A 23,796-nucleotide genomic window follows, 5' to 3' on the forward strand; every position below is an offset into this window, starting at 1 on the left:
TCTCTCCCCTAATCATTCCAGCGTTTAACATAACTAGATTCGTCTAAATTCATGGATCCCCTCTCAGCATGTTTTTGATAGAGAGGCAAAGCGCATCGACCCAAGTCGGCCGAAAACTGATTTTGCTGAGCCATTTCGATAGCCAGCCGCAAATCCTTTAAACGGTTAGCCACAGAAAACCCCGGGGTAAAGTCGTCATGCTTCAGGCGATCCAATACTTTGCTCAGTTCATAACTTTGTGCGGAGCCAAAACTCATAACGGTCTCCATATCCTTTAAATCAAGACCTTGGTGCAATCCAAATTGCAATCCTTCGGCTGCCGCCATCAAGTTTAATGCCGACACCATGTTGGATACCAATTTCAGGGTCTGCCCCTGACCGACAGCTCCCACGTGTAATATACGCTTCCCCATTTGCTGCAAATAAGGTTCAACCCGCTGAAAGTCCCTGGCATCTCCTCCTACCATAATGGTTAGAGTCGCCTGGTCGGCGCCGATGTCACCGCCTGTGACCGGCGCATCCGCCCATGATCCGCCGCTTTGGCGCACCTGTTCTGCCAATTCTTTGGTCACTTGAGGGGATACGGTAGAGTGATCGACGACCAAAGTTCCCGGCTGAATTCCTGCTAATACGCCCTGATCGCCTAATATCACATCGCGTAAGGCTTGATCGTCGGTGACCATGATGAAGACGATGTGGCTAGCTTGGGCCAATGAGCTTGGGCTATCGTACCATGTGGCGCCTTGCTGGATAAGCATGGTGGCCCGTTCTTTTGTCCGGTTATAAACATTAATCGGTTGATGGCGCAGTAAATTCCGTGCCATTTTTTGGCCCATAATTCCCAGTCCAATAAAACCAATGCGCTCCTTCAGAATCCATCTCTCCTTTGTTAACGATCGTTTTTTGGATTTGTCGATAATATAAGACAATGAGCGCGTCATGCCACCATCACCCGTATGGGGAAGAGGGCGAATTCATGACATGTCACTTCCTTTTTATTAAGCATACCAGACTCTTGTCTCGAGAAAAGAACAAAAGGATCCCTTCATAGCCTTTTGGCCTTGGGAATATCCATTCCCCGCCACTGAGTGAACCATTTACCACGTAAGCTGATAACCGCCATCCGAATGACTTGCGTTATAATAACGAAAGAAGTTTGGGGTCTTTTTTTACCTAGTGTCATTTATCTAGATCAGAAGGAGATGGCCGGTACGGCAGTGTCGAACAATGGATCAAAAATCATTATGGGAACCTTTTTCGCAGCGCTATTGTCGGTGTCAATAACAGGATGTGGTCAAACTTCCACGGCGAGCACCCCATCAATCGCAAAAGACAGGGTTGTGATCGCGCCATCTGGTGTGAAAATGACATTGACGTACCAGCCATCACCTCCCGTCGCATTAAAACCCTTTTATGCGAAGGTTAACCTGGTGGCCGCTAATGGACAGCCCTTAAGCCACGCCAAAGTCGTGATGCATTTAACCATGACGGATATGGATATGCCGCCCCAAACCATGACCTTGAAAAATGATGGTTCTGGACATTATAGTGGTCAAAGCGTGTTCTTAATGGCTGGCCCGTGGAAAATTACGACAGATATCATGTCACAAGGTAAAACCATGAAGGAGTCGTTTACCGTTAATGTCAGCAATTAATATGGGACCGTCAACCGATCAAAACATACCGCATCAGGGCATGATTCGCACCATCCGAAATAAAGGATGGCGTTATGTCGCACTAGTTATTTCATTGCTGGGGTATGCTGGTGCGGTGTCCTATCACATTCAATATCTTAGTTACATCGCGGACAGTAAAGGCTGTGTCGATAATCACACCTTACAATACACAGCGATTTTGATGACAGGACTATTGGGCGGGTTGGCCCTAGGACCATGGGTCCTAAAGTGGTCAACGAGTGCGATCAAAGCCCTCATGCCCGATACGCCGGATGAAATCCGTTACCGCCGCATTAAAGCTCTATCCATAGCATTTATTTTATTAGGCATGGCGGTGGATTTTCTTTGGATTATTCCTGCCCTCAATGTTTTTATTGACCAGCATACTCCTTTGCTTGTTGAGGTGGATTTAATTTTGTATCTCATGGGGGCGATTGCCGGCGCATCCTGGTACATCATTTTGGATCGACAATCGTGGCTTGGGCTTCTCGTGACCCCGGCAATGGCTCTTATGATTATCGGCAGCGTTTTAGCGGGACACGGTTGGTGTTGATTGAGGGCATATTCTGGTCCGCAAATGGCGCGGGATCAGAGCCTGTCTACCGAAAAGAGGCGAATCATTCATTATGGGTGCTTTATTGCTGTGGGCTTTAGGTGTCGGACTCTTGCAAGGTTTTCTTCACTGCACAGGTATGTGTGGACCGTTCGTCCTGGCATTTAGTATGTCATATCGTAATCAGTCAGCTCAAGCCGTGCATCCGCCCAAGTATGTCATTCAAAGCCATTTAGCCCATAATTTAGGAAGAATTTTATCCTTTACCATTATGGGAGCCATTTTTGGAGCACTGGGACATTTTGTCAACACGGCGGGACATGCAACTGGTCTAGATGCTGCCGCCGGGATTATCGGGGGCGGGATGATGATTCTTTGGGCCCTTGATGAACTGAAAACCGGCCATGGCGGCGGTTTTATGGAAAAATGGTCCCTTTTGCAGTGGGGACCGATCAAAAAAACATTCCGCAAACTCATGACAATTCGCAGCCCGCGTGCCGCTTTCATTGCAGGATTAATTTTGGGCATTCATCCCTGCGGTTTAATTTTTGCGATGCTCTTATCCGCTGCCGCCACCGCATCCCCATTGTCGGGAGCGCTCATCTTGCTGGTATTTGGCATTGGCACAAGTCCGGCTTTATTAAGCGTGGCTATTGCGGGGTGGTACGGATCCAAAAGACTGCAAGGGCGGAAGTTCTCTTATATTGCTGCAGGCTTAATTGCTCTTAGCGGCATCATCTTTATGCTCCGCGGTTTAGCGGTAAATGGTTGGATACCGGAGGTCAATCCATGGCTGTTTTAACCTGTTATTTATGTGAGCAACCTGTTGTCACAGAAGTGCCAGGCGATGGACACATCTTTTGTTGTCATGGCTGCCGAGAATTATGGCGGTTAATGGGCGACGAAGAAATTAAAGAATTAAAAAGCCGGCCTGGGGTAAACTGGGAAAACTTACGTGAAAGTATCACCACCCCTACTCCGGTGTTGCCACTTAATGCCGATCCCAAGACGGTGACCATTGATATTGATGGGATGTGGTGTGCGTCCTGTAGTATTTTGGTCGAACAAGTTCTAACCCGTATGCCCGGGGTGTTGGGCGCTCAAATTGATTTCGCCACCAGCACCGCCCAAGTGGCGATGGATGCCTCTACCACCTCGTCTCATGAGTTAGAACAAGCTATTATCAAGCTCGGCTATGATGCTAAAGAGCGGGAAACATCTGACGAAGAATTGGAATTCGACCGCGATTTAGTCCTGCTGCGCCGATTTGGCATTTCTGTGGTGTTAACGATTTTTGTTATGATGTTTAGCGTACCGGTGTGGTCGGGCTACTTGCCCCAATTTCCTCCCACTTTGCGTGATAGCCTGGAATACGGATTGTGGGCTTTAGCGACTCCCACGGTCTTCTTTAGCGGATGGCCGTTTCTTAGGGGAGCCTGGTCCTCATTGCGTCATGGTGTGCCGACAATGGATTTGTTGATATCCATTGGGAGCCTTTCCGCCTATGGATATAGTATCTATACCATCTTCAGTGGCGGCAAGTATCTCTATTTTGATACCGCCACCATGTTTATTACCTTTTTGCTGTTAAGCCGAAACTTAGAAGTCGGCACACGCAACCGGGCTGCCGGAGTCGTCCGCATGCTTTCACGGCTTAGTGTCAAATCTGCCTGGGTTCTAAAAGACGGACAAGAAATTCAAACCGATATTTCCCAAGTCCACGTCGACGATCAGATAGTGGTACGCCCCGGAGAAAAGGTGCCCGTCGATGGGAATGTGATTGAGGGGCATTCGGCTATTAATGAAGCGTTCTTAACCGGAGAAGCCGTCCCTGTAGACAAAAAGCCAGGGGATATTGTCTATGCCGGAACCGTGAATTCCACAGGTAGACTTGTTATTAAAGCTCTTAGGGTCGCAGATGACACGATTTTGGCGCAAACGTCCCGTTTCGTTAAAGCGGCTCAAGGAGCCCAAGGACAATGGCGTAAATTAGCTGACCGCGTGTTACGCATTTTTGTCCCCTCCGTATTAGTATTTGGACTGCTCACCTTTGTCTATTGGGATTTGGTAGCCAAGGCAGGAACGGCACCCGCTCTCTTAAACATGATTGCTGTGTTTGTTATTGCCTGTCCTTGTGCATTAAGTGTGGCCACACCATTAGCCGTTCTAGCCGGCGCCCAAAGATTAGGTGGCTACGGAATGTTGTTACGGAGTGATGACGCCTTAGAGCGCGCTAGTGATGTGGATATGGTCATTATGGATAAAACCGGCACCTTAACCACCGGACAGATGACATTAACGGAGTTTTGGCCCATGAATCCCGAAATCATGCAACTTGTCGGGTCATTGGAATTGGCATCGGAACACCCCATTGCGGCCGCTGTAACTAAATACCTGGAACAACAGCATGTCAGCTATTTACCCATTGAACAATTCACCGAAGAACCGGGGTGGGGTATTAAAGGGCAAGTGGCTGGTCATGAGGTGCATATTGGACAATTGGATGGAAGCGAACAACTTTCTTCGGAGATGCAAGAAAAATTGAGGCAATGGCAAGAAGAAGGGCGTACCATTGCCAAAGTCGTTGTCGATCACACCATTCAAGCCATTTTCAGTGTAGAAGATCAGCCCCGCGCCCACGCCAGAGAAGCCATTTCATCCTTGGAACAGCAAGGTATCCAGGTTATTATGGCCACGGGCGACTCAGAAGAAGCCGCACGCGTCATGGCACAAAAATTAGGCATCACCCGCTATTATGCACGGCAAAAACCCATTGACAAGGCGACCTTAGTGGAAAAATTAGAATCAGAAGGTCATCATGTGGCGTTTGTCGGGGACGGAATTAATGATGCACCGGCCCTCGTTAAAGCCCACCTGGGTATCGCCATGGGCACGGGATCAGATATCGCTATTGAAGCCGGACACTTAACTTTGACCCGTCCCAATTTGATGAGCCTGGTTGACACATTAACCACAAGCAAACAAGTCACCCGGATAATTAAGCAAAATCTACTATGGGCATTATTTTACAATGTTCTGGCTTTACCAGCTGCGGCTTTAGGGTATACGGGTCCTTTCATCGCGGCGGTGGCCATGCTACTTTCCTCCGCATTTGTCTTGGCAAATTCTCTGCGTATTTTAGGCTTTTCACCCAAACGCTACATTTTGGGAACCAGTGTGGCGCTAGGTGTGGGAACTTCACTGGCTCTTATTGCATGGCTCGGTTTATAGCCCGAATAGGATCATCTTTTCGGGCTTTTCTTTTTTATTGATAACGATTATCATTATATATAACGTATAATTTTGGGGGATTAGCTAAAGACAATACTATCCCATCCAAAGGAAAACGGAGGAATTGTCAGTGCTCGCCACGGCCGTGATTTTTGCCCGGGAATCTCTTGAAGCCAGTCTTATTGTTGCCATCATCTTTAGTTATTTAAAGCAAATCCATGCTCCCCCTAATCTTTATGGGCAAGTGTGGACTGGTATTCTCATCGCCTTAACTATAGACGGGTTTTTAGGTATGGTCATTTGGTTTACCATTCATGCCTACACGGGAACATCCTTACAGACCATACTTGAAGCCCTGACCTATGTTCTGGCTGCCATATTACTCACGGGCATGAGCTTTTGGATGAAAAATCAAAGTCCCCACCTCAAGCGTGACCTCCAAGAACACGTCGAAAAATCGTTAAATGATTCGAAACGCTGGGCCCTGGTATTGTTAGCAGGTATCACTGTCGGGCGGGAAGGACTTGAGACCACTGTTTTTATCCTTGCCCTCAGCTTCCACACCACATCGGGCGCCATGATATTAGGGGCGTTAATCGGTCTTGGCATTGGCATCTATGCTAGTTATGCCATTTATCATTTAGGTCGTGGATTACCGTTGAGAACCTTTTTTAACGTGTTTGGTACGTTATTATTGATTTTTGCCTCGGCATTGCTTGCGGATGGGGTCGAAGACTTTCAAAACATACATTGGTTGCCAGGTGGCCACTGGATTTTATGGAACACGGGTCACTTCCTCAGTGAATCCAGTGTCTTGGGCGACATTCTCCACACCTTCGTAGGATATGCCCAGTCTCCCACCGGATTACAAATGGGCGTCTATGTGGGATTTCTCCTTTTGACTATCCCGCGCTATCTCAAAGTCTCCCCAAAAATCCCCGTCAGAAGCTAAAGGTCCCTGGGCTAGCAGATATTGCCTTGCCCACGGACACTTTTGTAGCCTATCCCAAAAACTTTTAAGGTCGGTAACCCTGATCTGCCAGCCACTTTTGGGTTGCGGCAATTTGCTCCTTGACCCGCTTGGGCGCTGTACCCATGGGTTGCTGGCGTTTTTCCACCAGGTTCTCCGGACTCAGTTGTTTCAGCCACTCCGGATTAACCTGAGGAGCAACGGATTTCAGCCAATTTGCATCGACATCCCCAAAGCCCTTGCCGAGAGATTCTAAGGCAGTGACGACATGCCCAACCAAGTGATGTGCTTCGCGGAAGGTCATTCCCGACTTCACCAGCATATCGGCGAGATCTGTGGCCGCCGTAAAATCGTTGCCGAGGCGTTTGGCAATGCGATCGCGATTGACCGTCAATGTTCTTAACATCCCAGAGACAACGGTCAGCACACTGTTCATGGTGTCAACCACATCAAAGACGGCTTCTTTGTCTTCTTGCATATCCGAATCATAGGCGAGAGGCAAGCCTTTCATCGTGGTCAATAGACCTTGCAAGCGCCCTATCACGCGCCCCGCCTTTCCACGGGTTAATTCCGCAACATCAGGATTCCGTTTTTGCGGCATAATGGACGATCCGGTTGAATAAGCATCGGAGATGCGCACATAACCAAATTCTTGACTAGACCACAATACAAGTTCCTCCGCTAGCCGGCTCATATGCACCATAGTCAAGGAAGCCCAAGACAAAAACTCAAGAAGAAAATCACGGTCTGAAACGGCGTCAATCGAATTGTCATACACGCGTGCAAGACCTAATAATTCAGCAGTCCGGGCAGGATTGGTAGGATAGGGGGTTCCGCTTAAGGCCCCGGCCCCTAGAGGTGAATAATTGGTTCGCTCCCGCCATTGGCTTAAACGCTCAAAATCCCGCACAAACATACTCTTATACGCTAGCCAGTGATGGGACAACAGGACAGGCTGCGCAGCTTGCATATGCGTATAACCCGGTATAATGACATCTAAATCGGCGGCTGCACGCTCGACGAGGGCATGGATCATATCCAGCAAACCCCACTGCAATTGTTCCCCAACATCTAACATATAAAGATGCATGTCTAAAGCCACTTGGTCATTGCGGCTGCGCGCTGTATGCAGCATTCCACTCACCGGGCCAATAATCTCGGCCAAACGTCCCTCGACATTCATATGCACATCTTCCCATTCGAGACGAGGGGTCAATTGACCAGTTTCCCATTCCTGACGGATTTGTTCGAGACCCGCAATAATCTTCTCGGCCGCTTCCGCCGTCACTATCTGCTGTTCCGCCAGCATCGTCACATGGGCAATAGAGCCTCTCACATCGTAGGGAAGTAACCGCCAATCAAAAAACACCGACGCTGTAAAATGGGCCGCTTGTTGATCCAGTTGAGCCTGAAGTCTGGGACTTCGAGCCATATCCATTAAGCATCACCCCGTTGTTGCAAAAGACGCTGCCTGACCGCTAAGGGAAGGCCAAAGAGGTGAATAAACCCTTCTGCATCGTGGTGGTTGTATTGACCCCCGTCAAAAGTCGCCAAATCTTCCGAATACAAAGAGAACGGCGAGGTCATGGCATGGACCGTGGCGCAACCCTTATAGAGCATGACATCCACCTCGCCGCTTACGACATCATTAGCCGCATTGACAAACGCCATCAGCGATTCCCGCAATGCCGAAAACCAAAAGCCATCGTAAATCAACCGGGCCATGCGAAGCGCCACAGTTTGAGCAAAGGCTTGCGTTTCACGATCCCAGGTCAAAGAGGTTAAACCCTGATGCGCCGTGTAAAGAATGGTGCCTCCAGGTGTTTCATAGACCCCTCGAGATTTCATCCCCACGAGACGGTTTTCAACCATGGTGACCCGTCCTATTCCGTGCTTGGCGCCTAGCTGGTTAAGGGTTTGCATCAAATCGACGGGATCTTTCTCCTCACCATTAATAGCCACCGGGACTCCTTTTTCAAAGCGAACTCGCACCCACTCCGGGGTATTTGGCGCCTTCAGTGGATCAGTGGTCCAGGTATAAACATCGGGTGGGGTTTTCACGCTGGGATCTTCCAGTACACCACCTTCATGGCTAATATGCCAGAGATTTTGATCACGAGAGTAGGGACTCGAAGGTGTCGCCGATACCGGAATATTATGCTCCTTGGCATAAGCCATCGCCTCATTCCGCCCGGTAATGTGCCATTCCCGCCATGGTGCAATCACTTTCAAATCTGGCGCCCAGGCCATGACACCCAATTCAAAGCGGACTTGGTCATTGCCCTTTCCCGTGGCTCCATGGGCGACCGCGGTCGCGTGATATTCTCTGGCTACCTCAACGAGGTGCTTAGCAATTAACGGCCGGGCAATGGCCGTGCCAAGCAAATAGACATTTTCGTATATGGCCTGGGATTTCAGCATGGGAAACGCATAGTCCGTTAAAAATTCTTGTCGCAAATCTTTAATCACAACCGCTTTGGCGCCCGAAGCAAACGCTTTGTCCCGGACTTTATTTAAGTCTTCCCCTTGACCTAAATCCGCACAAAAAGCCACCACCTCGACCCCATAGTTTTCTTTGAGCCAGGGAATAATAATGGAGGTATCTAACCCTCCGGAGTAGGCCAAAACCACCGTGTCATGAGGATGAATCCCGTCAACCATCTTTGTTACGCTCCTTCACGTTGTGATGTGATATATGATGAGAAAACCTGGGTCATAATCTCAAAAAATGCATCGAGTGCACGATCATCGATAATAAGCGGCGGCAACATGCGAATGACATCAGGCTTCGGTGCATTTAAGATCAGGCCTTTATCAAGCGCGTCCAATACCAAAGTTTTGGCGGGTGTCTTGACAACCAGTCCCCACATGAGCCCTCGTCCCCGGTAGCCGCTGACAATCTCGGGGAAGGCGTCTTGCAAGGCTGTCAGCTTAGCTTCCATTTTGGGAGCCATCTGGCGGACATGCTCGAGTCCTTCGCTTTGTAGCCAGTCTAAAACTTCTAATGCCACACTTGCAGCCAAAGGATTACCTCCAAATGTGGTCCCGTGATCTCCGGGCTGAAAATACTGGGCCACCTCTTCTTTGGCTAACATGCCGCCAATGGGGATCCCCGCACCAAGCCCTTTGGCCACCGTAATGATATCCGGCTTAATGCCTTCGTGCTGAAACCCAAACCAATCCCCGGTTCGTCCCATTCCCGTCTGCACTTCATCGACCATCAAAAGCGTACCAGCATCCTGAGCGAGTTTGGCGGCTTGGGATAAATATCCAGGAGGAAGAGGAACAACTCCTCCTTCTCCTTGAATCGTTTCGACAATCAACCCACAAGGTTTAAAACGGTCTAGCGCTTCTTCTAATGCGGACAGATTTCCTGCCTCGACTTCATAAAATCCGGGCACTAAAGGAGTAAAAGGGTCTTGATAGGCCGGAACAAATGTGGCCGACAACGAGCCCATCGTACGCCCATGAAATCCTCCACTTAAACTGAGAATCGCCGAGCGCCCCACCGTCTTCCCATAGCGGCGCATTAGCTTAATTCCGGCTTCATTAGCTTCCGTCCCGCTATTGGCCCATAACGACCAGTACCCTTCAGTGATCTCGGCCATTTTATTGCTTAAGTCAATCCCGGGCTGGTGCCAAAACAAGTTTGAGGTGTGCGTAAGGCTTAGAGCTTGATTCAGAGCCTTAGCCACACGGTCATGGTTATAGCCTAAGGCATTGACTCCAATTCCCGCCAAGAAGTCCCAGTAGTGTTTGCCATGAATGTCCCATACTTCAGCGCCTTGACCATGACTTAATGTCACGGGATAGCGTGCATATACGGCCATGAGATGATTTTCCGTCATTGCCATTCTCTTTGTCGTGCCCCTTTCGTCATTGTTCCTGCCGCCATCGTGTCACACCATCGCCTAATCTAGACGATGTGTGTTGTCCGGTCTCGATCATCATAAAACGCCCCAATCAATACCTGCTTGACTCCCCCCTGCAAAGCTCTTTGGGCTGCTTGCAATTTCGGAATCATCCCCTCGGTCGCTTTCCCTTGTTCAATCCAGAAACTAATTTCATCCTGACTCAGATGATCCACGATGGAGGCGTCCGGAGCTGGACTTGTCCTGAGTCCACCACGATCGGTATAAAATACCAGCAAATCTGCTCCCAAGTGACGGGCCACAGCCTCGGCCACCCCATCCCCGTTACAATTTAAAATTTCGGTATGCGATTCATTGGGCGCCAAAGGCGCAATCACCGGAACGTATCCTAAAGACCATAAGCGCTCTAGCAAGTCCGTTTTGACATGGCTAATATATCCCACATAGCCAAGCTCCTTCGGAGGCAGATGCCTCGCGACCATGAAAGCGCCATCCATTCCTGAAAGTCCGATGGCTGTAATACCTTGGCGATTTAACGCGTGAACTAGCAGAGCATTCATTTCTCCCCGTAAGATCCTGATAACATGCCCTAAAACTTCGGGAGTCGTTATGCGTTGCCCTTGATAAAATTGAACCGGGGTTTGAGTTTGTCTTAAGCTTTCGGAAATCGCGGGTCCGCCTCCATGGACAACGACCAGATGATGACCTTCCGCCACAAAAGCTTGGATTTCCCTCATCCATGGCGAGTTACCGGGCCCATCACTTAAGACACTTCCTCCCACTTTGATCACAACACGCATAAAATTTTTGCCTCTCCTATCATGACACTACGTGCGGTAATGGGCATTGATTTCAACGTAACGCTCGGTCAAGTCACAACCCCAGGCCTGGGCATCATGAGATCCGTTGTGTAGGTCTACCTCAATCACCACTTCATGTTGGCCCATAATCTCTTTGGCTTCATCTTCATCGAAATGGGTGGGCAGACCGCGGTCAAATAAGGTCAGGGGACCAATCCGAATGGCGACCTGATCGGGTTCAAAGGCCCCGGGGGTTGTCCCGATAGCTGCCAAAATTCTTCCCCAATTAGGGTCTTGCCCATAAATGGCTGCCTTAACCAAGTTAGAACGCACCACGGCGCGTGCCTTTTGGGCTGCATCCTCTTCTGACTGAGCACCTTTGACATGACACGTAATGAGATGAGTAGCTCCCTCTCCATCATCCGCGATCATGCGCGCGGCTTGCCGCAATAAATGTGTCAAGGCCGATTGAAAAAGGTTAACCGATTCCGGACTTTCAATAACCACGCGGCTAAACCCATTAGCCATCATTAATACCATATCATTGGTTGAGGGATCGCCATCCACGGAAATACGATGAAAACTTCGGTCCACAGCCTGACGCAAAAGATGGTCTTGAAGCTCTTTGTCAATCACGGCATCTGTGGTAACAAAAGCTAACATGGTTGCCATATTAGGATAAATCATCCCGGAGCCCTTGGCCATCAGGCCCAAGCGCACCGTGCCTTCTGGCAGAGTGACATCGGCGGCTAATACTTTAGGAACCTGGTCTGTCGTCAAAATCGCTTCACTGGCGGTTTTGCCGTCACAGTCCCGGTGCTGTTCCCATTGTTCCAACAACTGATCAATACCCTGATCAATCTTGTCCATAGGAAGAGGCACACCAATGACTCCAGTCGATGCGACAGCGACAAAGGAGGGCGGAATATTGAGACCTCTGGCCGTACGTTCCTGCATAAGGGCCGCGTCTTTTTCTCCTTGGGGACCAGTCGCCGCGTTGGCATTGCCCGCATTAATAATGACGGCCTGACATAATCCGTGATAGACAGTTTTTTGAGTCAGCAATACAGGCCATGCCTTAGCCGTATTCGTCGTAAACAATCCAGAAACCACAGCCGGTTTGACCGACCAGATCAGGGCCATATCCGGACGACCCCTAAGAATGCCAGCAGCCGTCCCAAAAGCCTTAAACCCTAATGGCGTGGTAATATTCCCCATTTTCCAAGTCATGTGTGCCAAGGCGGGTTCTATAATATTTCTTATCATCTTTGTCACTCCAAACCTAATTCCATGGGCCAATTCATCCACCGATTGACATGTTGAACCGCCTGACCGGCTGCCCCTTTTTGTAAATTGTCCAATGCGGAATATAAAACCAAGGTCTTGGAGCGTTCGTCGGCTGAGACACCCAGCTCGACCCGGTTTGTATCCCGTACACGACGGGTTTCGGGCTTCTGACCCGGCGAGAGGACAGTGATAAACCTATTGCCGTCATAATAATCCTGCCATAATTCCACCACCCGGTTTGCTGACAAGGAACTGTTGGGAATGTAGATTGTTAACTCCATTCCCCGAGCCATAGGCATCAAATGTGGCTGAAAGACGACCCTCTGCCCGGTCACGGCTTCCATTTCAAAGGTATGTCGATGTTTTCCCGGATCATTATACGGGGTAACATTTTCTACCATTTCAGCCATCATCAAATGCTCCCGGGGTGTTCGTCCCGCGCCGCTCACCCCAGATTTGCCATCGACAATCACTAAAGGCAGTGACTGACCCGCAGCGATTAAAGGGGCAATCGCCGCATTAAATGCCGTGGGATAACACCCAGGATTGCCTAAAATCCGCATACCATCGTCATAATGCATGTAAGGATCGTCAGCATAGCCGCCTTTAGATAGGGCTAATAATTCCGGTGCCGGATGCGAACCATAAGCTCGTTCATAAACGTTTATATCTTGAAAACGAAAATCGGCCGATAAGTCGACAATCCGCGCCCCCCGTTCAATCCACTCAAAAAAATGGGGTGTCGCTTGCTTCGGCCCCTGACAACTAAAAACCCAGTCAAATTCCATATCGCTTAATTCTTTGGGATCGATAAACTCCGACGGTCCCCGGAATAAATACGGAAAAAATAGAGAGACAGGCTCGTGTTGTTGCCGGCTTGATGTGAGTGCCACAATCTCAAATTCGGGATGTCGGGCAAGGATTTTAACGACCTCTTGACCAGCATATCCCGTCGCTCCTACGACCACAGCGCGCATGGTGTCACCTCGAGAATGATTATACATTCTATTGAATTATTATTCAACAACATTTCTTAACCGCCCCGAGACAAAATACGCTACCATAATCACGGGCAGTGTGACATAAGGAGGCCATCAACAAGACATGACAGATCAAGAAATTCTAACAATTCGTGAAGAATTCCCTCTTTTACATCACCAATTATATTTAAATAATTGTTCACTGGGTGCGCTTCCCAAGCGTTCAACCCAGTACATTCAGCATTTTTTGGATTTATGGAATGAGGGAGGTACCGAAGCCTGGAAAGAATGGTTTCCCCAGTTGCAACGCATTAAAGATTTGTTGAGCCCCATTCTCAGTGCATCTTCTCGTGATATTGCTCTCTCGCCCAACGTGTCGACAGCATTAACTATGGTTGCTTCCATGGTGGCTCCCCTATTCCCCAAGCGACCCAAAGTAGTTGTCAGTGAACTGGACTTCCCCACCACCGTCTATCAATGGCTTGTGAAAAAGCCCTTAGGGGTAGAAGTTGTCGTTGTCAAAAGTCGCGATGGTCTCACCATTGATTTAGATGACTGGGCCAAGGCAATCGACACTGACACCGCATTAGTGGCTACGGGCCATGTTTTCTATTTAACATCAGCCATTCAAGATATCGAAACCTTGGCACAAATAGCCCATGACAAGGGGGCTCTCATCGCTATTGATGGGTACCATGCGGTTGGCACCTTTCCCTTACAATTACATCAAAGTCACGTGGACTTTTATGTGGGCGGCGTGCTGAAATGGCTTCTTGGGGGACCGGGCACGGCTTTTTTGTGGACCCCTGAACATATTCGCCGAGCGTTTCCGCCCACCGTTGCGAGCTGGCTTGGTTCAAAAGAACCTTTTGCCTTCCACAATACTCGTTGGGAACCAGCAGATGATGCCACCCAGTTAGAATTCGGCACACCCCCGGTCCAGGCCCTCTATCAGGCTCAAGGGGGGCTTGAAATCATCAATCAGGTTGGACTCGAGACGATTCGCCAAAGACATTTGACCTTGTCGCGACGCCTGCTCCAACAAACCGCCCATTTGCCTCTTCGCCTGCATAGTCCCATTGATGATGAGAAGCGGGGCGGTATGGTACTCTTTGAGACACAAAGAGCCCACGAAATCGTACAGCAATTGGCACAGCAGCACGTCATCATCGATGAACGGCCGGGACTGTTGCGCATTTCCCCGCATTTTTATAATACGGAAGACGAAATTGACCAGTTTGTAGAATATCTTACCGCTCTTCTTGCTAAGTAATCATATTATCGTCGAAATCCTCTAATTTTGGGAACCGGAATTCCCTTTAGAGGATTTTGACGAGGCTTGCGATGTTTTTTTCTTCACGGAAATATCACCGGTTGGCTCAAGACGGGCCTCGGAGACGTCTTTCAATGGCACGTCGTTTTTACGTAATTCCATAAACAAATCGGCATTGGAGACACGTTCTTTTTTCAACATGTGCTGGTCGATATGACCATTGTGAATCAACCTAGTAGAGGTACCTTGCGTCATTTTTTCGAGCCACCTAAAACGCACATTGAGCCACGTTAATAAATATTGCAAGACCCCTAATAACACTGTAATGCCAATTGCGTTAATTAATGGCGTCTTGCTGTCTTCCATGCCAATAGCCACGGCTTCGCCGATCATAATAATCACAGCAAAGTCAAAGGGACCCATTTTCGCTAGAGTTCTTTTGCCCATCATGCGAAATACCAATAAAGCTACAAGCCAAAGGATTGCAGTTCGATATAATAAAATAAATAGCTCGTCCACAAGCTCACTCCTTACTGAGAGACTGGGCGTAGCGTATGCTCAATAGGGAAATGCTATGCGAACAAAACCCTAGAATGTCATGGCAAGAACTGGGAGGATTTATGGGACTGACAAAGACCGATGTCTTAGAAAAAGCAAAAGCTCTCAATGTCAAATTTATCCGTCTGCAATTTACCGATATCTTGGGTGTGGTCAAAAATGTGGCCATCCCTTTACAATCCCTTGAAGCGGCTTTAGATGGCCAAATTATGTTTGATGGGTCATCAATAGAAGGTTTTGTACGGATTGAAGAATCCGATATGTATCTCGATCCCGATCCGGACACCTTTGCCATTTTTCCGTGGAGCCCTCCTGAGGGAATGACTGCCCGGCTGATGTGTGATATTAAACATCCCGATGGTAGTCCCTTTGCCGGAGATCCCCGGACTACATTGAAACGGGTTTTACGAGAAGCGCATGAGCTAGGTTATGACATTACCGTGGGACCTGAACCGGAATTCTTTTTATTTGAACGAGACAAAGACGGCAAAGCCACCAACCGGACAGTCGACCAGGCCGGATATTTCGATTTATCTCCTGTCGATTTAGGAGAAGATGTCCGCCGGGAAATCGTGTTAACCTTAGAACAAATGGGCATTGGCATTGAAGCAACGCACCACGAAGTCTCCCCAGGCCAGCACGAAATTGATCTACGCTACGCCGATGCGTTACGGACAGCCGACAATATTGTCACTTTTCGCTTCGTCGCGCGCACCGTCGCACTGCAGCGCAATTTTCATGCGACGTTTATGCCAAAACCCCTCCAAGGCGTGAATGGCTCTGGACTTCATTTGCATCAGGCCTTGTTCAAAGAAGGGGCCAATGCCTTTCAAGATCCGAAACACCCTGATGGCATTAGCAAAATTGGTCTCCGTTATATTGCTGGCTTAATCGAACATGCCAAGGCCTTTACGGCCATCACCAATCCCTTGATTAATAGCTATAAACGGCTGGTTCCTGGCTACGAAGCCCCGGTATATATCGCCTGGTCAATGGGTAATCGCAGTCCCATGATTCGTGTTCCCCAGGCACGGGGAGAAGCCACGCGTATCGAATTGCGTTCCCCTGATCCATCCTGTAACCCGTATTTGGCTTTAGCCGTAACCATTAAGGCCGGCTTGGATGGAATTAAACGCAAACTCGATGCGCCAGCTCCAGTTAGCCGCAATATTTACCGGATGCACGAGCATGAACGCCGGGAATATGGCATCGAGAATCTACCTGAGGATCTCGCCGAGGCTTTGGATTATTTCGAGAAAGACAACGTCATGCGCGAAGCACTGGGCGAGCATATTTTTTCCCGGTTTTTGGAAGCCAAACGCATTGAATGGGAGATTTACCGTCAGCAAGTACATGACTGGGAAATCGATCAATATCTTACCGTCTACTAAAAACTATCCATCAAAAAAGACAACGCGGCAGTCCGTGTTGTCTTTTTGCTCATTGATGGAGCCCCAGAAAAGATTTTTACCGGTTACATCCATCTGCCCGTCATGTCTCATATACCAATATGACACTCAGGACCCTTTGCCGGTAAATCCTTTGGCCAGCCTTCCTAATTTAGGTATACTTCATCTCTTTATGGTCCATCCTTGTGAGGGGACGAGACCAGGAATGGCGTAAAAGTTTCAGTATACTGACAATTTGTGTTATCAAAATGAGTGGTCTATAATACCAAATCGAAGGAGCCAATCCTGAATGATTCGCCCCTTACTTCTAGTCACTGCGTCATTGCCAGGAGGCGAATGTTGTGTTAGCAACAGGTTTTGTGCAATCGCCATTTGTGCCGATTGCGATTGGGTTTTTTGGTTTAGGTACATGCTACTTCGTTTGGGGCGGACAAGCCCTCTTGGGAACACCCAAAACATCCCCCGATGTGAGCCGCGCCCTGTCGATTTGGGGCATTTGGATGGGCGGATTTATGCAATTTATCACCGGCGTCTATCTGATGGTCGGTCTCAGTTGGTTTGGGGTTTATACTCATCAAGCCCCGTTGTACATGGCTGCTGTAGCCTTTACCAGTTATGGCGTCCACTGGTTTGCGATCGGATGGCGGCGTTATATTGGGGCGAATGATGAAGTGGATGGCTACATGGCCCTCGCCTTTTTAGCCGTCTCGATTCTCGGCGTGCTCGTATTTCATCAAGCGGGCGATGTTCCGGTCACCATTTTATTTGCCCTATTGGCTTTGATTTACCTCTTAGAAATTCCCACCCGGCTCGCGAGCTGGACGGCTGGCGTCCGCGCCATTGGTTTCGTCCAGTTTATCACGGCAATTTGGCTCATGTACCTCACTTACGGCGTCGTTATGGATGTCGCTTTGACTCAACATTGGTGGATTTAGATCAAAATTTGCACTTAATTCTCATCCACCGCGTCATCATCATTCATCGATTAAGGAGGCATGTCTTGTGAGTCAACCTGGTTGGGAAATTATTGTCGACGGCCAGCGATTGGCTGGTCAAAAAGGCCAGACCATTTTGGAAGTCATGTTGCAAAACGGGATGGATTTGCCTCATATTTGTTACCATCCCAATCTAGGACCAATTCAGACCTGTGACACCTGTATTGTGGAAACGGAAGGGGGATTGTTACGCGCGTGTGCGACCCGCATTGCCCCGAATATGGTTGTAAACACAACCTCAGGCAATGCCAAAGACGCCCGGGTGGAAGCAATGAACCGGATTCTCCATAACCACCAGCTCTATTGCACGGTCTGTGACAACAATAACGGCAACTGTGTGGTGCACAATACCACGGAAATGATTGGCATTGCCCACCAAAAATATCCTTTTGAACCCAAACCCTATAAACCGATTGATGACACGAATCCCTTTTATCGATACGACGTCAACCAATGTATTTTATGTGGTCGCTGCGTTGAAGCGTGTCAAGATTTAGAAGTCAATGAAACCCTTTCCATAGACTGGAGTCTGGATCGTCCACGCGTCGTATGGGATGGCGGGGTTGATATCGGTGAGTCCTCCTGCGTCTCCTGTGGACATTGTGTGAGTGTTTGCCCATGCAATGCCTTGATGGAAAAAAGCATGTTGGGTGAAGCAGGATATCTCACCAACATACCGGCCGACACATTAAAGCCGATGATTGAGTTCGTCGAAGATATTGAGCCGAGCTTGCCCCCAGTATTCAAACTTTCCGATATCGAGTCCACCATGCGTCAAAGCCGGATTAAACGAACAAAAACCGTTTGCACCTACTGTGGTGTGGGCTGCTCATTTGACATCTGGACCAAAGGCCGTCAAATTCTCAAAGTCGAACCAACATATGAAGCCCCCACTAACGGGATTTCCACCTGCGTCAAAGGCAAATTTGGGTGGGAATTTGTCAATAGTCCGGACCGTTTAACCTCGCCTCTTATTCGGCGCGGCGATAAGTTTTATGAAGCCACCTGGAAAGAAGCCTACCAACTCATTGCCGAAAAAATGACAGCGATTAAACAGCAGTATGGACCGGATGCCTTTATGTTTATCGCCTCCTCCAAAGCATCTAATGAAGAAGCATATTTGCTGCAGAAACTCGCACGCAACGTGATTGGCACTAATAATGTCGACAACGACTCAACATATTGTCAGGATCCCGCTACCTATGGCTTACGGACAACGGTAGGATATGGTGGTGACAGTGGATCGATCCACGACATGGAAAAAGCCGACTTGATCATGACAATTGGATCCAACACTGCAGAATCCCATCCCGTATGGGCCACCCGTGTCAAACGAGCCCATAAGCTCAAAGGAACCAAATTGGTTGTGGTCGACATTCGTAAACATGAGATGGCAGAACGTGCTGATGTTTGGGTCAAACCCAAACCCGGAACAGATGGCATCTGGATTTTGGGATTGTCGAAGTACCTGGTAGACCAAGGCTGGATCGATCGCAAATTCTTAACTGAACGCGTTAATGGCCTCGATGAATATATCGAATCGCTGGCCCCCTACACGCTAGAGCATACCGCTCAAATGACAGGCATTCCCAAAGAAACCACGGTCAAAGTGGCTGAAATGATTCATGAATCACATGCTATGTCTATTTTGTGGGCTATGGGCGTCACGCAGCAACGGGATGGTTCAGAAACCTCCCTCGCCATTTCAAACCTCCTCTTGCTCACGGGCAATTTTGGGCGCCCCGGTACGGGCGGTTATCCCTTACGCGGGCACAATAATGTACAAGGAGCGTCTGACTTCGGAGCTAAACCGCATTTCCTACCTGGTTATCAAGACCCCTCAGATGAGGACGTACGCGCCCGCTTCAAAAAAGTTTGGGGTACAGAAATTCCCAAAAACATGGGTGTTAACAACCAAGAACTCACGGGTGAAATTCTCAAAGGACGCATCAAAATGCTTTATGTGGTGGGAGAAGATACCGCGTTAGTTGATGCCGATGCCAATCAAGCCCGCAATGCGTTCAGCCAACTGGAGTTTATGGTCGTGCAAGAAATCTTTATGACCAAAACCGCGCAATATGCTGATGTGATTTTACCGGCTTCGCCTTCATTAGAAAAAGAAGGAACTTTTGTTAACACAGAACGGCGTATTCAACGGTTTTATCAAGCGATGGAACCCCTAAAAGGCACCAAACCTGACTGGATTATTTTGCAAGAGGTAGCCCAGCATCTCGGCGCCAATTGGCCTCTTTACCACCATCCTAGCGAAATCATGGATGAGGTTGCGCAATTAACCCCGCTTTTAGCCGGTGTGCGCTATGATCGATTGGAGGGCTATCACACGCTTCAGTGGCCGGTCGCTCCCGATGGAACTGACTCCCCCCTTCTTTATATCGACCGGTTCCACAAACCTGGGGGAAAAGCGCAACTCACGCCGATGTCTTTCGTGGGTCCAAGCCAAGAAGCAGAAAAATTCGACCTGCATATCAATAACGGGCAACTTCTCGAACACTTCCACGAAGGCAACATGACCTATAGGGTTCGGGGAATCGAACATCTTGTCCCCGAGGTGTTTGTCGAGGTTTCCAAAGAACTGGCGATGGAGCGCAACCTCAAAGACGGAATGATGGTGCGTCTTGTCTCACCAACAGGATCGGTCAAGGTCCCCGTGCTCATCACTGACAGGGTAAGTGGACATGAACTCTATTTACCCATGAATTCCCGTGGCGAGGGTGCCATTAACAATATCACCGGCACGGGCATTGATACCCGTACAGATACCCCGGCATATAAAGAGACAGTGGCCTATATGGAGATTCTCGATGAAGAGGTCCCCAACAAATCGCCGTTACCGCGCTATAACTGGCGATTCCATAAACGTCATCCCCAACTTGGCGTTCAAGTGGAGAAAAAATGGCAACGGCGCGATTATATTCCGTTAGTCACGACACCTGCTGGAAAAAATCAACCGTTAGAGGAGGATGGCCATGGCTCAGCCCATCACTAATATTGTGCGCAAGTATCCCTCTTTAGACGAACAATGGGATGAACTCAAAGCGCAACTCATAGATGATAAAGATACGGCCGAGGCGCTTTGGCGCTTCGCCCGGGCTGCACAAAATGCTGGCGTGTTGCCTTTTTTGACCGGGCTCTTAGAGCAAAAGAATTCGGTTCTTCACATCCTCATGGAGGAACTAAACCAGGACAGTGTGAAAAAAGCGATTAATAATGGCGAGCAAATCGCGGCCCTGTTAGGAAACATTCCTCAAAATGCGTTTCATAAGGCCATACAGGCTCTCGGACAGGGACTAACACAAATGGGATCCTCGCCGGCAACGGACACAAATGAAGGCATGAGTATTTTTCAGTTATTGGGCTCATTAAAAAATCCGGATATTGCCCGCGGTCTCAGAGCTTTACTCGGTTTCTTGGAAGGCTTTGGACAAGCCCTGGCAACATCCAAAAAATCTTGAGCCTTTAATTCACTAAGAGGCTAGTCATATCTAGCCTCTTTTTTTGAGCATCAGCATCGGTTAAAAATGATGGCGGAACCATTCATGTACAAGAGGAACCCGGTAAGCCAGCAACGTCAAATGCCCATCTTCTGCACTCAAATGGGGTTCGGCCGACACAATATGCTGGTGGAGCCATTGACCATGCGAGAAGGGAACAAAACGGTCTTCTTTCCCTTGCCATATCTGAACAGGAATCGAAATCTCCGATACATCAAAACCCCAGGGTTTCACAAAGGCTAAATCATCATCAAGCCATCCGTCAATGCCGTGTGTTTTTACCGTGCGAAAAGATTCCAGTAAATACGCGCCGAAATCACCCGTCAACGTCCTTTGATCCACTCCACTGAGTAATGAGCGCATACTCTTTAAGAGTGTCGGCAAATCTAGATGACTGAGTGCTTGCGCCCGCTGCTTTAAATCGGCCTTAGTGGCGTCGGGACCCTGAAGAGCTGCAGAAAATTCTTCGATATTGTCTTCGCCCATCCCAGCAAGAAAATCAAGATCTCGGGCCCCATACGGCGCGACACTGGCTAATGCCGCCGCGGCCACCACGCGGCCGGGTAGTAAGGCGGCACACGCCAGGGCATGGGGGCCTCCTCCAGATATCCCCCAGGTTGCGCAGCGATCAATTTTTAAGGCGTTTAAAATATCTTCGACATCCCATGCAGCATCGGCTACTTTCCGTCCCGCATGACGCGTCGAACCGCCATAACCAGGTCGGCTATAACTAATAAGGCGGATATGACGACCAACCGCGTCCGCTATATGAGGAGCATACAAGATGCCTGCGCCAGGCGTGCCATGATGCACGATGACAGTTAAACCGTCCGGATCGCCCGCTTCCACTACCTGAAGGAAGCGTCCATCACGGGTTTTCACCTGATAAGTTTTCATATTATTGCCTTTCTATAGAAATGTGATAGTCTAGGGTGTTAACTTGAAAAATATCCGGTTTCTCTCAACTGCGTCGTCGACCCAACGTCGGATAATTTCCCCATGAACTCATAATATCTGATGCATTAACGTCTCCTATAATTGCTTCCTGAATTATAGGGTAAAAAGCAACCTCATGCTAGCTTCAGTAATCGAACTCGCATCAACACGCAAATGACGGGAGAATCGACGAATTTATTTAGTGCAACCGCCCTAACATGCTTCATGAGCGGTAAAGATGAATTCACGACAATATCCATTAATTAATACATCACTATTATTTCTCATTAAAGGACGCGCAATCTTTCCACAAATAAGCTGGATCGACTCGCGTGACGACGAATCGACAGATCTCCCTACCTCATAAAGGGATTTTAAGGCCGTGTCGCTGGTTTTCCCCAACACTACATGCACCCATCCATCAAATCAACAGGACTGTATTTTGCGTGCAGTCCTGTTGAGATACTGACCGATATTTTGATTTTCTATGAGCATTCCAACGATCGTTAGGTTACGCTATGCGAAATCCCCTGGGCTTCTGTCTGACGGACATGCTCCCGGATGCGCTCAATCTCACGGTCATCGATAGCTCGTTCAAAACGCCTGAATCCGGCCAATTTGAAGCCGTGTTGCCGTCCCAACTGGTGAATCTCAGATACTTTGGAGATCTCAATTTCTGATCCAAGGGTAAAGTTCTCTAAACGGTTCGACAAGGCCAAAATCATTGTTTCCGCCATACACGCCTCGACCATTTTCGGTGGAAATCCAAAGTTAAATCCCATATCAGCTCGCTCACCGGGCACCTCAATCACGCCACCGTCCAAAACCAGCACATCATGCCGTTTCTGGGTCACGACCGCCGAAATATTGCGGGGACGAGCCACATCCGTAATAACGGCCCCCGGTTTGAGATCCTCCGGTTCGATAATCGCGCCAGGCGCTGAGGATACCGCGATAACAATATCGGCATCGCGAACTGCCGCCCGCGCATCAGTAGAAATATCCACCGATAGATGCGGAAATTGACGGGTCAGACGGGCTTTCAACAAGTCGAGTTGGTCTGCATGCCGTGCTACTAAACGCAAATGGTGGATGGATGGGGCAAGAACAAAACATGTCGCCCTTCCAATCGACCCAGTAGCCCCAAGCACGGTTACATGAGCCGTAGCTAAATCCATATCCATTCGCCGGGCTGCTTCCAGCGTCCCCTCGATAGCCGTCGCGGTGGTATAGGAATTGCCCGTTGTCACGGGAATATTCAGGCGCTGCGAGAGGGTGACACCGCGGTCTCCAGCAATCTTGGTGAAGGCTCCTAATCCTAAAATTTCGGCTCCGAGATCTTCTGCCATTTTTCCCGCTTTTTCGAGCTTTGTCAGAACCCATTCATAAGGCGAATTTAATATCAATTGCGGAGTGAGGGGTAAGCCGATTAGCCATCCCTCCAATTGTTCCCCTGTTGGGGAATGAACGCCAGTCACGTGGCCAGCCAAAACGGGATTAATATGTTTAAAAACCGATTCCACTAGTTTAGGTGGAAAATACCGTGTAATCGGATACTTTCTCGCAAAATCATCAAAGCGCAAGGGATGCAAAATGAATGCAAAACGCCGCAAGTGGCCATCACCTCCTGTGCACAAATATGTGCACATTTTACCACATTGCGCCCAAAAGCCAAACGTTGACGCTCTTCATCCATCACGTTGTGTAATTGGACTCGGCGCCTGGTGGAAGAGCAGCATGGTTA

Annotated in this window: 20 protein-coding genes; 10 read left to right on the forward strand and 10 right to left on the reverse strand. The window is 48.8% G+C overall.

The annotated features are described in order from the left end of the window. Nucleotides 1-8 precede the first annotated feature (8 nt). Nucleotides 9-941 carry an NAD(P)-dependent oxidoreductase gene (locus tag AOA63_RS15960; protein ID WP_053960795.1) on the reverse strand — a complete coding sequence of 311 codons (933 nt, stop codon included), beginning with the start codon at nt 939-941 and terminating at the stop codon, nt 9-11. Between the two features lie 423 nt (nt 942-1,364). On the opposite strand from AOA63_RS15960, the gene AOA63_RS19870 reads away from it, so the two are divergent. The 5 genes from AOA63_RS19870 (at nt 1,365) to AOA63_RS15985 (ending at nt 6,412) form a co-directional block, all read left to right on the forward strand. Then, the gene (locus tag AOA63_RS19870) at nt 1,365-1,655 is read left to right on the forward strand and encodes a FixH family protein (protein WP_171822766.1); all 291 of its coding nucleotides are present in this window, start codon (nt 1,365-1,367) and stop codon (nt 1,653-1,655) included. Beyond that, a complete protein-coding gene (locus AOA63_RS15970; RefSeq protein ID WP_053960797.1) occupies nt 1,642-2,229 on the forward strand; it encodes a hypothetical protein in 588 nt (195 codons plus the stop codon). Before AOA63_RS19870 ends, AOA63_RS15970 begins: the two co-directional genes overlap by 14 nt. A 73-nt stretch (nt 2,230-2,302) precedes the next feature. Beyond that, complete coding sequence (locus tag AOA63_RS15975; protein ID WP_171822767.1) at nt 2,303-3,031, forward strand: sulfite exporter TauE/SafE family protein; 729 nt, start codon at nt 2,303-2,305, stop codon at nt 3,029-3,031. After that, entirely contained in the window at nt 3,019-5,460 is a 2,442-nt protein-coding gene (locus AOA63_RS15980) for a heavy metal translocating P-type ATPase (RefSeq protein WP_053960799.1), read from the forward strand. The genes AOA63_RS15975 and AOA63_RS15980 overlap by 13 nt, the downstream gene beginning before the upstream one ends. Nucleotides 5,461-5,590: 130 nt before the next feature. Continuing rightward, a complete protein-coding gene (locus tag AOA63_RS15985; protein ID WP_053960800.1) occupies nt 5,591-6,412 on the forward strand; it encodes an FTR1 family iron permease in 822 nt (273 codons plus the stop codon). A gap of 64 nt (nt 6,413-6,476) precedes the next feature. Here AOA63_RS15985 and argH read toward each other — a convergent pair whose 3' ends face one another. The 6 genes from argH to argC all read right to left on the reverse strand — a co-directional run bounded on the left by argH (nt 6,477) and on the right by argC (nt 13,393). Further along, nucleotides 6,477-7,868 carry an argininosuccinate lyase gene (gene argH, locus AOA63_RS15990; protein ID WP_242848392.1) on the reverse strand — a complete coding sequence of 464 codons (1,392 nt, stop codon included), beginning with the start codon at nt 7,866-7,868 and terminating at the stop codon, nt 6,477-6,479. Next, nucleotides 7,868-9,091, reverse strand: a complete 1,224-nt coding sequence (locus tag AOA63_RS15995) for an argininosuccinate synthase (protein WP_053960801.1) — start codon at nt 9,089-9,091, stop codon at nt 7,868-7,870. Before AOA63_RS15995 ends, argH begins: the two co-directional genes overlap by 1 nt. A 5-nt stretch (nt 9,092-9,096) precedes the next feature. Beyond that, nucleotides 9,097-10,284, reverse strand: a complete 1,188-nt coding sequence (locus AOA63_RS16000; protein ID WP_082344083.1) for an aspartate aminotransferase family protein — start codon at nt 10,282-10,284, stop codon at nt 9,097-9,099. 62 nt (nt 10,285-10,346) lie between these two features. After that, nucleotides 10,347-11,102 carry an acetylglutamate kinase gene (gene argB / locus AOA63_RS16005; RefSeq protein ID WP_053960803.1) on the reverse strand — a complete coding sequence of 252 codons (756 nt, stop codon included), beginning with the start codon at nt 11,100-11,102 and terminating at the stop codon, nt 10,347-10,349. A 27-nt stretch (nt 11,103-11,129) separates the two neighbouring features. Further along, nucleotides 11,130-12,368 carry a bifunctional glutamate N-acetyltransferase/amino-acid acetyltransferase ArgJ gene (gene argJ / locus AOA63_RS16010; protein ID WP_053960804.1) on the reverse strand — a complete coding sequence of 413 codons (1,239 nt, stop codon included), beginning with the start codon at nt 12,366-12,368 and terminating at the stop codon, nt 11,130-11,132. A 5-nt stretch (nt 12,369-12,373) separates the two neighbouring features. Beyond that, a complete protein-coding gene (gene argC / locus AOA63_RS16015; protein WP_053960805.1) occupies nt 12,374-13,393 on the reverse strand; it encodes an N-acetyl-gamma-glutamyl-phosphate reductase in 1,020 nt (339 codons plus the stop codon). Nucleotides 13,394-13,493: 100 nt separating this feature from the next. On the opposite strand from argC, the gene AOA63_RS16020 reads away from it, so the two are divergent. Next, nucleotides 13,494-14,642, forward strand: a complete 1,149-nt coding sequence (locus AOA63_RS16020; RefSeq protein ID WP_053960806.1) for an aminotransferase class V-fold PLP-dependent enzyme — start codon at nt 13,494-13,496, stop codon at nt 14,640-14,642. A gap of 21 nt (nt 14,643-14,663) precedes the next feature. On the opposite strand, the gene AOA63_RS16025 is transcribed toward AOA63_RS16020, so the two are convergent. Beyond that, complete coding sequence (locus AOA63_RS16025; protein WP_053960807.1) at nt 14,664-15,161, reverse strand: DUF421 domain-containing protein; 498 nt, start codon at nt 15,159-15,161, stop codon at nt 14,664-14,666. A 101-nt stretch (nt 15,162-15,262) separates the two neighbouring features. Between AOA63_RS16025 and glnA the strand changes: the two genes are divergently transcribed. From glnA to AOA63_RS16045, 4 genes are all read left to right on the forward strand, one after another. Continuing rightward, complete coding sequence (gene glnA / locus AOA63_RS16030) at nt 15,263-16,591, forward strand: type I glutamate--ammonia ligase (RefSeq protein WP_053960808.1); 1,329 nt, start codon at nt 15,263-15,265, stop codon at nt 16,589-16,591. 359 nt (nt 16,592-16,950) lie between these two features. Continuing rightward, the gene (locus tag AOA63_RS16035; RefSeq protein WP_053960809.1) at nt 16,951-17,544 is read left to right on the forward strand and encodes a hypothetical protein; all 594 of its coding nucleotides are present in this window, start codon (nt 16,951-16,953) and stop codon (nt 17,542-17,544) included. Between the two features lie 67 nt (nt 17,545-17,611). Next, complete coding sequence (gene fdhF, locus AOA63_RS16040; protein WP_053960810.1) at nt 17,612-20,611, forward strand: formate dehydrogenase subunit alpha; 3,000 nt, start codon at nt 17,612-17,614, stop codon at nt 20,609-20,611. Then, nucleotides 20,592-21,077, forward strand: a complete 486-nt coding sequence (locus AOA63_RS16045; RefSeq protein ID WP_053960811.1) for a DUF1641 domain-containing protein — start codon at nt 20,592-20,594, stop codon at nt 21,075-21,077. Before fdhF ends, AOA63_RS16045 begins: the two co-directional genes overlap by 20 nt. Before the next feature lie 60 nt (nt 21,078-21,137). On the opposite strand, the gene AOA63_RS16050 is transcribed toward AOA63_RS16045, so the two are convergent. Together AOA63_RS16050 and AOA63_RS16055 are read right to left on the reverse strand one after the other, a co-directional pair. Then, a complete protein-coding gene (locus AOA63_RS16050; protein ID WP_053960812.1) occupies nt 21,138-22,013 on the reverse strand; it encodes an alpha/beta fold hydrolase in 876 nt (291 codons plus the stop codon). A gap of 545 nt (nt 22,014-22,558) precedes the next feature. Then, nucleotides 22,559-23,665 carry an NAD(P)H-binding protein gene (locus AOA63_RS16055; RefSeq protein WP_053960813.1) on the reverse strand — a complete coding sequence of 369 codons (1,107 nt, stop codon included), beginning with the start codon at nt 23,663-23,665 and terminating at the stop codon, nt 22,559-22,561. Nucleotides 23,666-23,796: the final 131 nt, after the last annotated feature.

This window comes from Sulfobacillus thermosulfidooxidans (assembly GCF_001280565.1).
GTDB classification, from domain to species: domain Bacteria; phylum Bacillota; class Sulfobacillia; order Sulfobacillales; family Sulfobacillaceae; genus Sulfobacillus; species Sulfobacillus thermosulfidooxidans_A.

What these genes read in the sequence shown, in the direction of transcription:
- AOA63_RS15960 (WP_053960795.1), bottom strand. Translation starts at nt 941, where the DNA reads ATGACGCGCTCATTGTCTTATATTATCGACAAATCCAAAAAACGATCG.
- AOA63_RS19870 (WP_171822766.1), top strand. Translation starts at nt 1,365, where the DNA reads ATGACATTGACGTACCAGCCATCACCTCCCGTCGCATTAAAACCCTTT.
- AOA63_RS15970 (WP_053960797.1), top strand. Translation starts at nt 1,642, where the DNA reads ATGTCAGCAATTAATATGGGACCGTCAACCGATCAAAACATACCGCAT.
- AOA63_RS15975 (WP_171822767.1), top strand. Translation starts at nt 2,303, where the DNA reads ATGGGTGCTTTATTGCTGTGGGCTTTAGGTGTCGGACTCTTGCAAGGT.
- AOA63_RS15980 (WP_053960799.1), top strand. Translation starts at nt 3,019, where the DNA reads ATGGCTGTTTTAACCTGTTATTTATGTGAGCAACCTGTTGTCACAGAA.
- argH (WP_242848392.1), bottom strand. Translation starts at nt 7,868, where the DNA reads ATGGATATGGCTCGAAGTCCCAGACTTCAGGCTCAACTGGATCAACAA.
- AOA63_RS15995 (WP_053960801.1), bottom strand. Translation starts at nt 9,091, where the DNA reads ATGGTTGACGGGATTCATCCTCATGACACGGTGGTTTTGGCCTACTCC.
- AOA63_RS16000 (WP_082344083.1), bottom strand. Translation starts at nt 10,284, where the DNA reads ATGGCAATGACGGAAAATCATCTCATGGCCGTATATGCACGCTATCCC.
- argB (WP_053960803.1), bottom strand. Translation starts at nt 11,102, where the DNA reads ATGCGTGTTGTGATCAAAGTGGGAGGAAGTGTCTTAAGTGATGGGCCC.
- argJ (WP_053960804.1), bottom strand. Translation starts at nt 12,368, where the DNA reads ATGATAAGAAATATTATAGAACCCGCCTTGGCACACATGACTTGGAAA.
- argC (WP_053960805.1), bottom strand. Translation starts at nt 13,393, where the DNA reads ATGTATAATCATTCTCGAGGTGACACCATGCGCGCTGTGGTCGTAGGA.
- AOA63_RS16020 (WP_053960806.1), top strand. Translation starts at nt 13,494, where the DNA reads ATGACAGATCAAGAAATTCTAACAATTCGTGAAGAATTCCCTCTTTTA.
- glnA (WP_053960808.1), top strand. Translation starts at nt 15,263, where the DNA reads ATGGGACTGACAAAGACCGATGTCTTAGAAAAAGCAAAAGCTCTCAAT.
- AOA63_RS16045 (WP_053960811.1), top strand. Translation starts at nt 20,592, where the DNA reads ATGGCTCAGCCCATCACTAATATTGTGCGCAAGTATCCCTCTTTAGAC.
- AOA63_RS16050 (WP_053960812.1), bottom strand. Translation starts at nt 22,013, where the DNA reads ATGAAAACTTATCAGGTGAAAACCCGTGATGGACGCTTCCTTCAGGTA.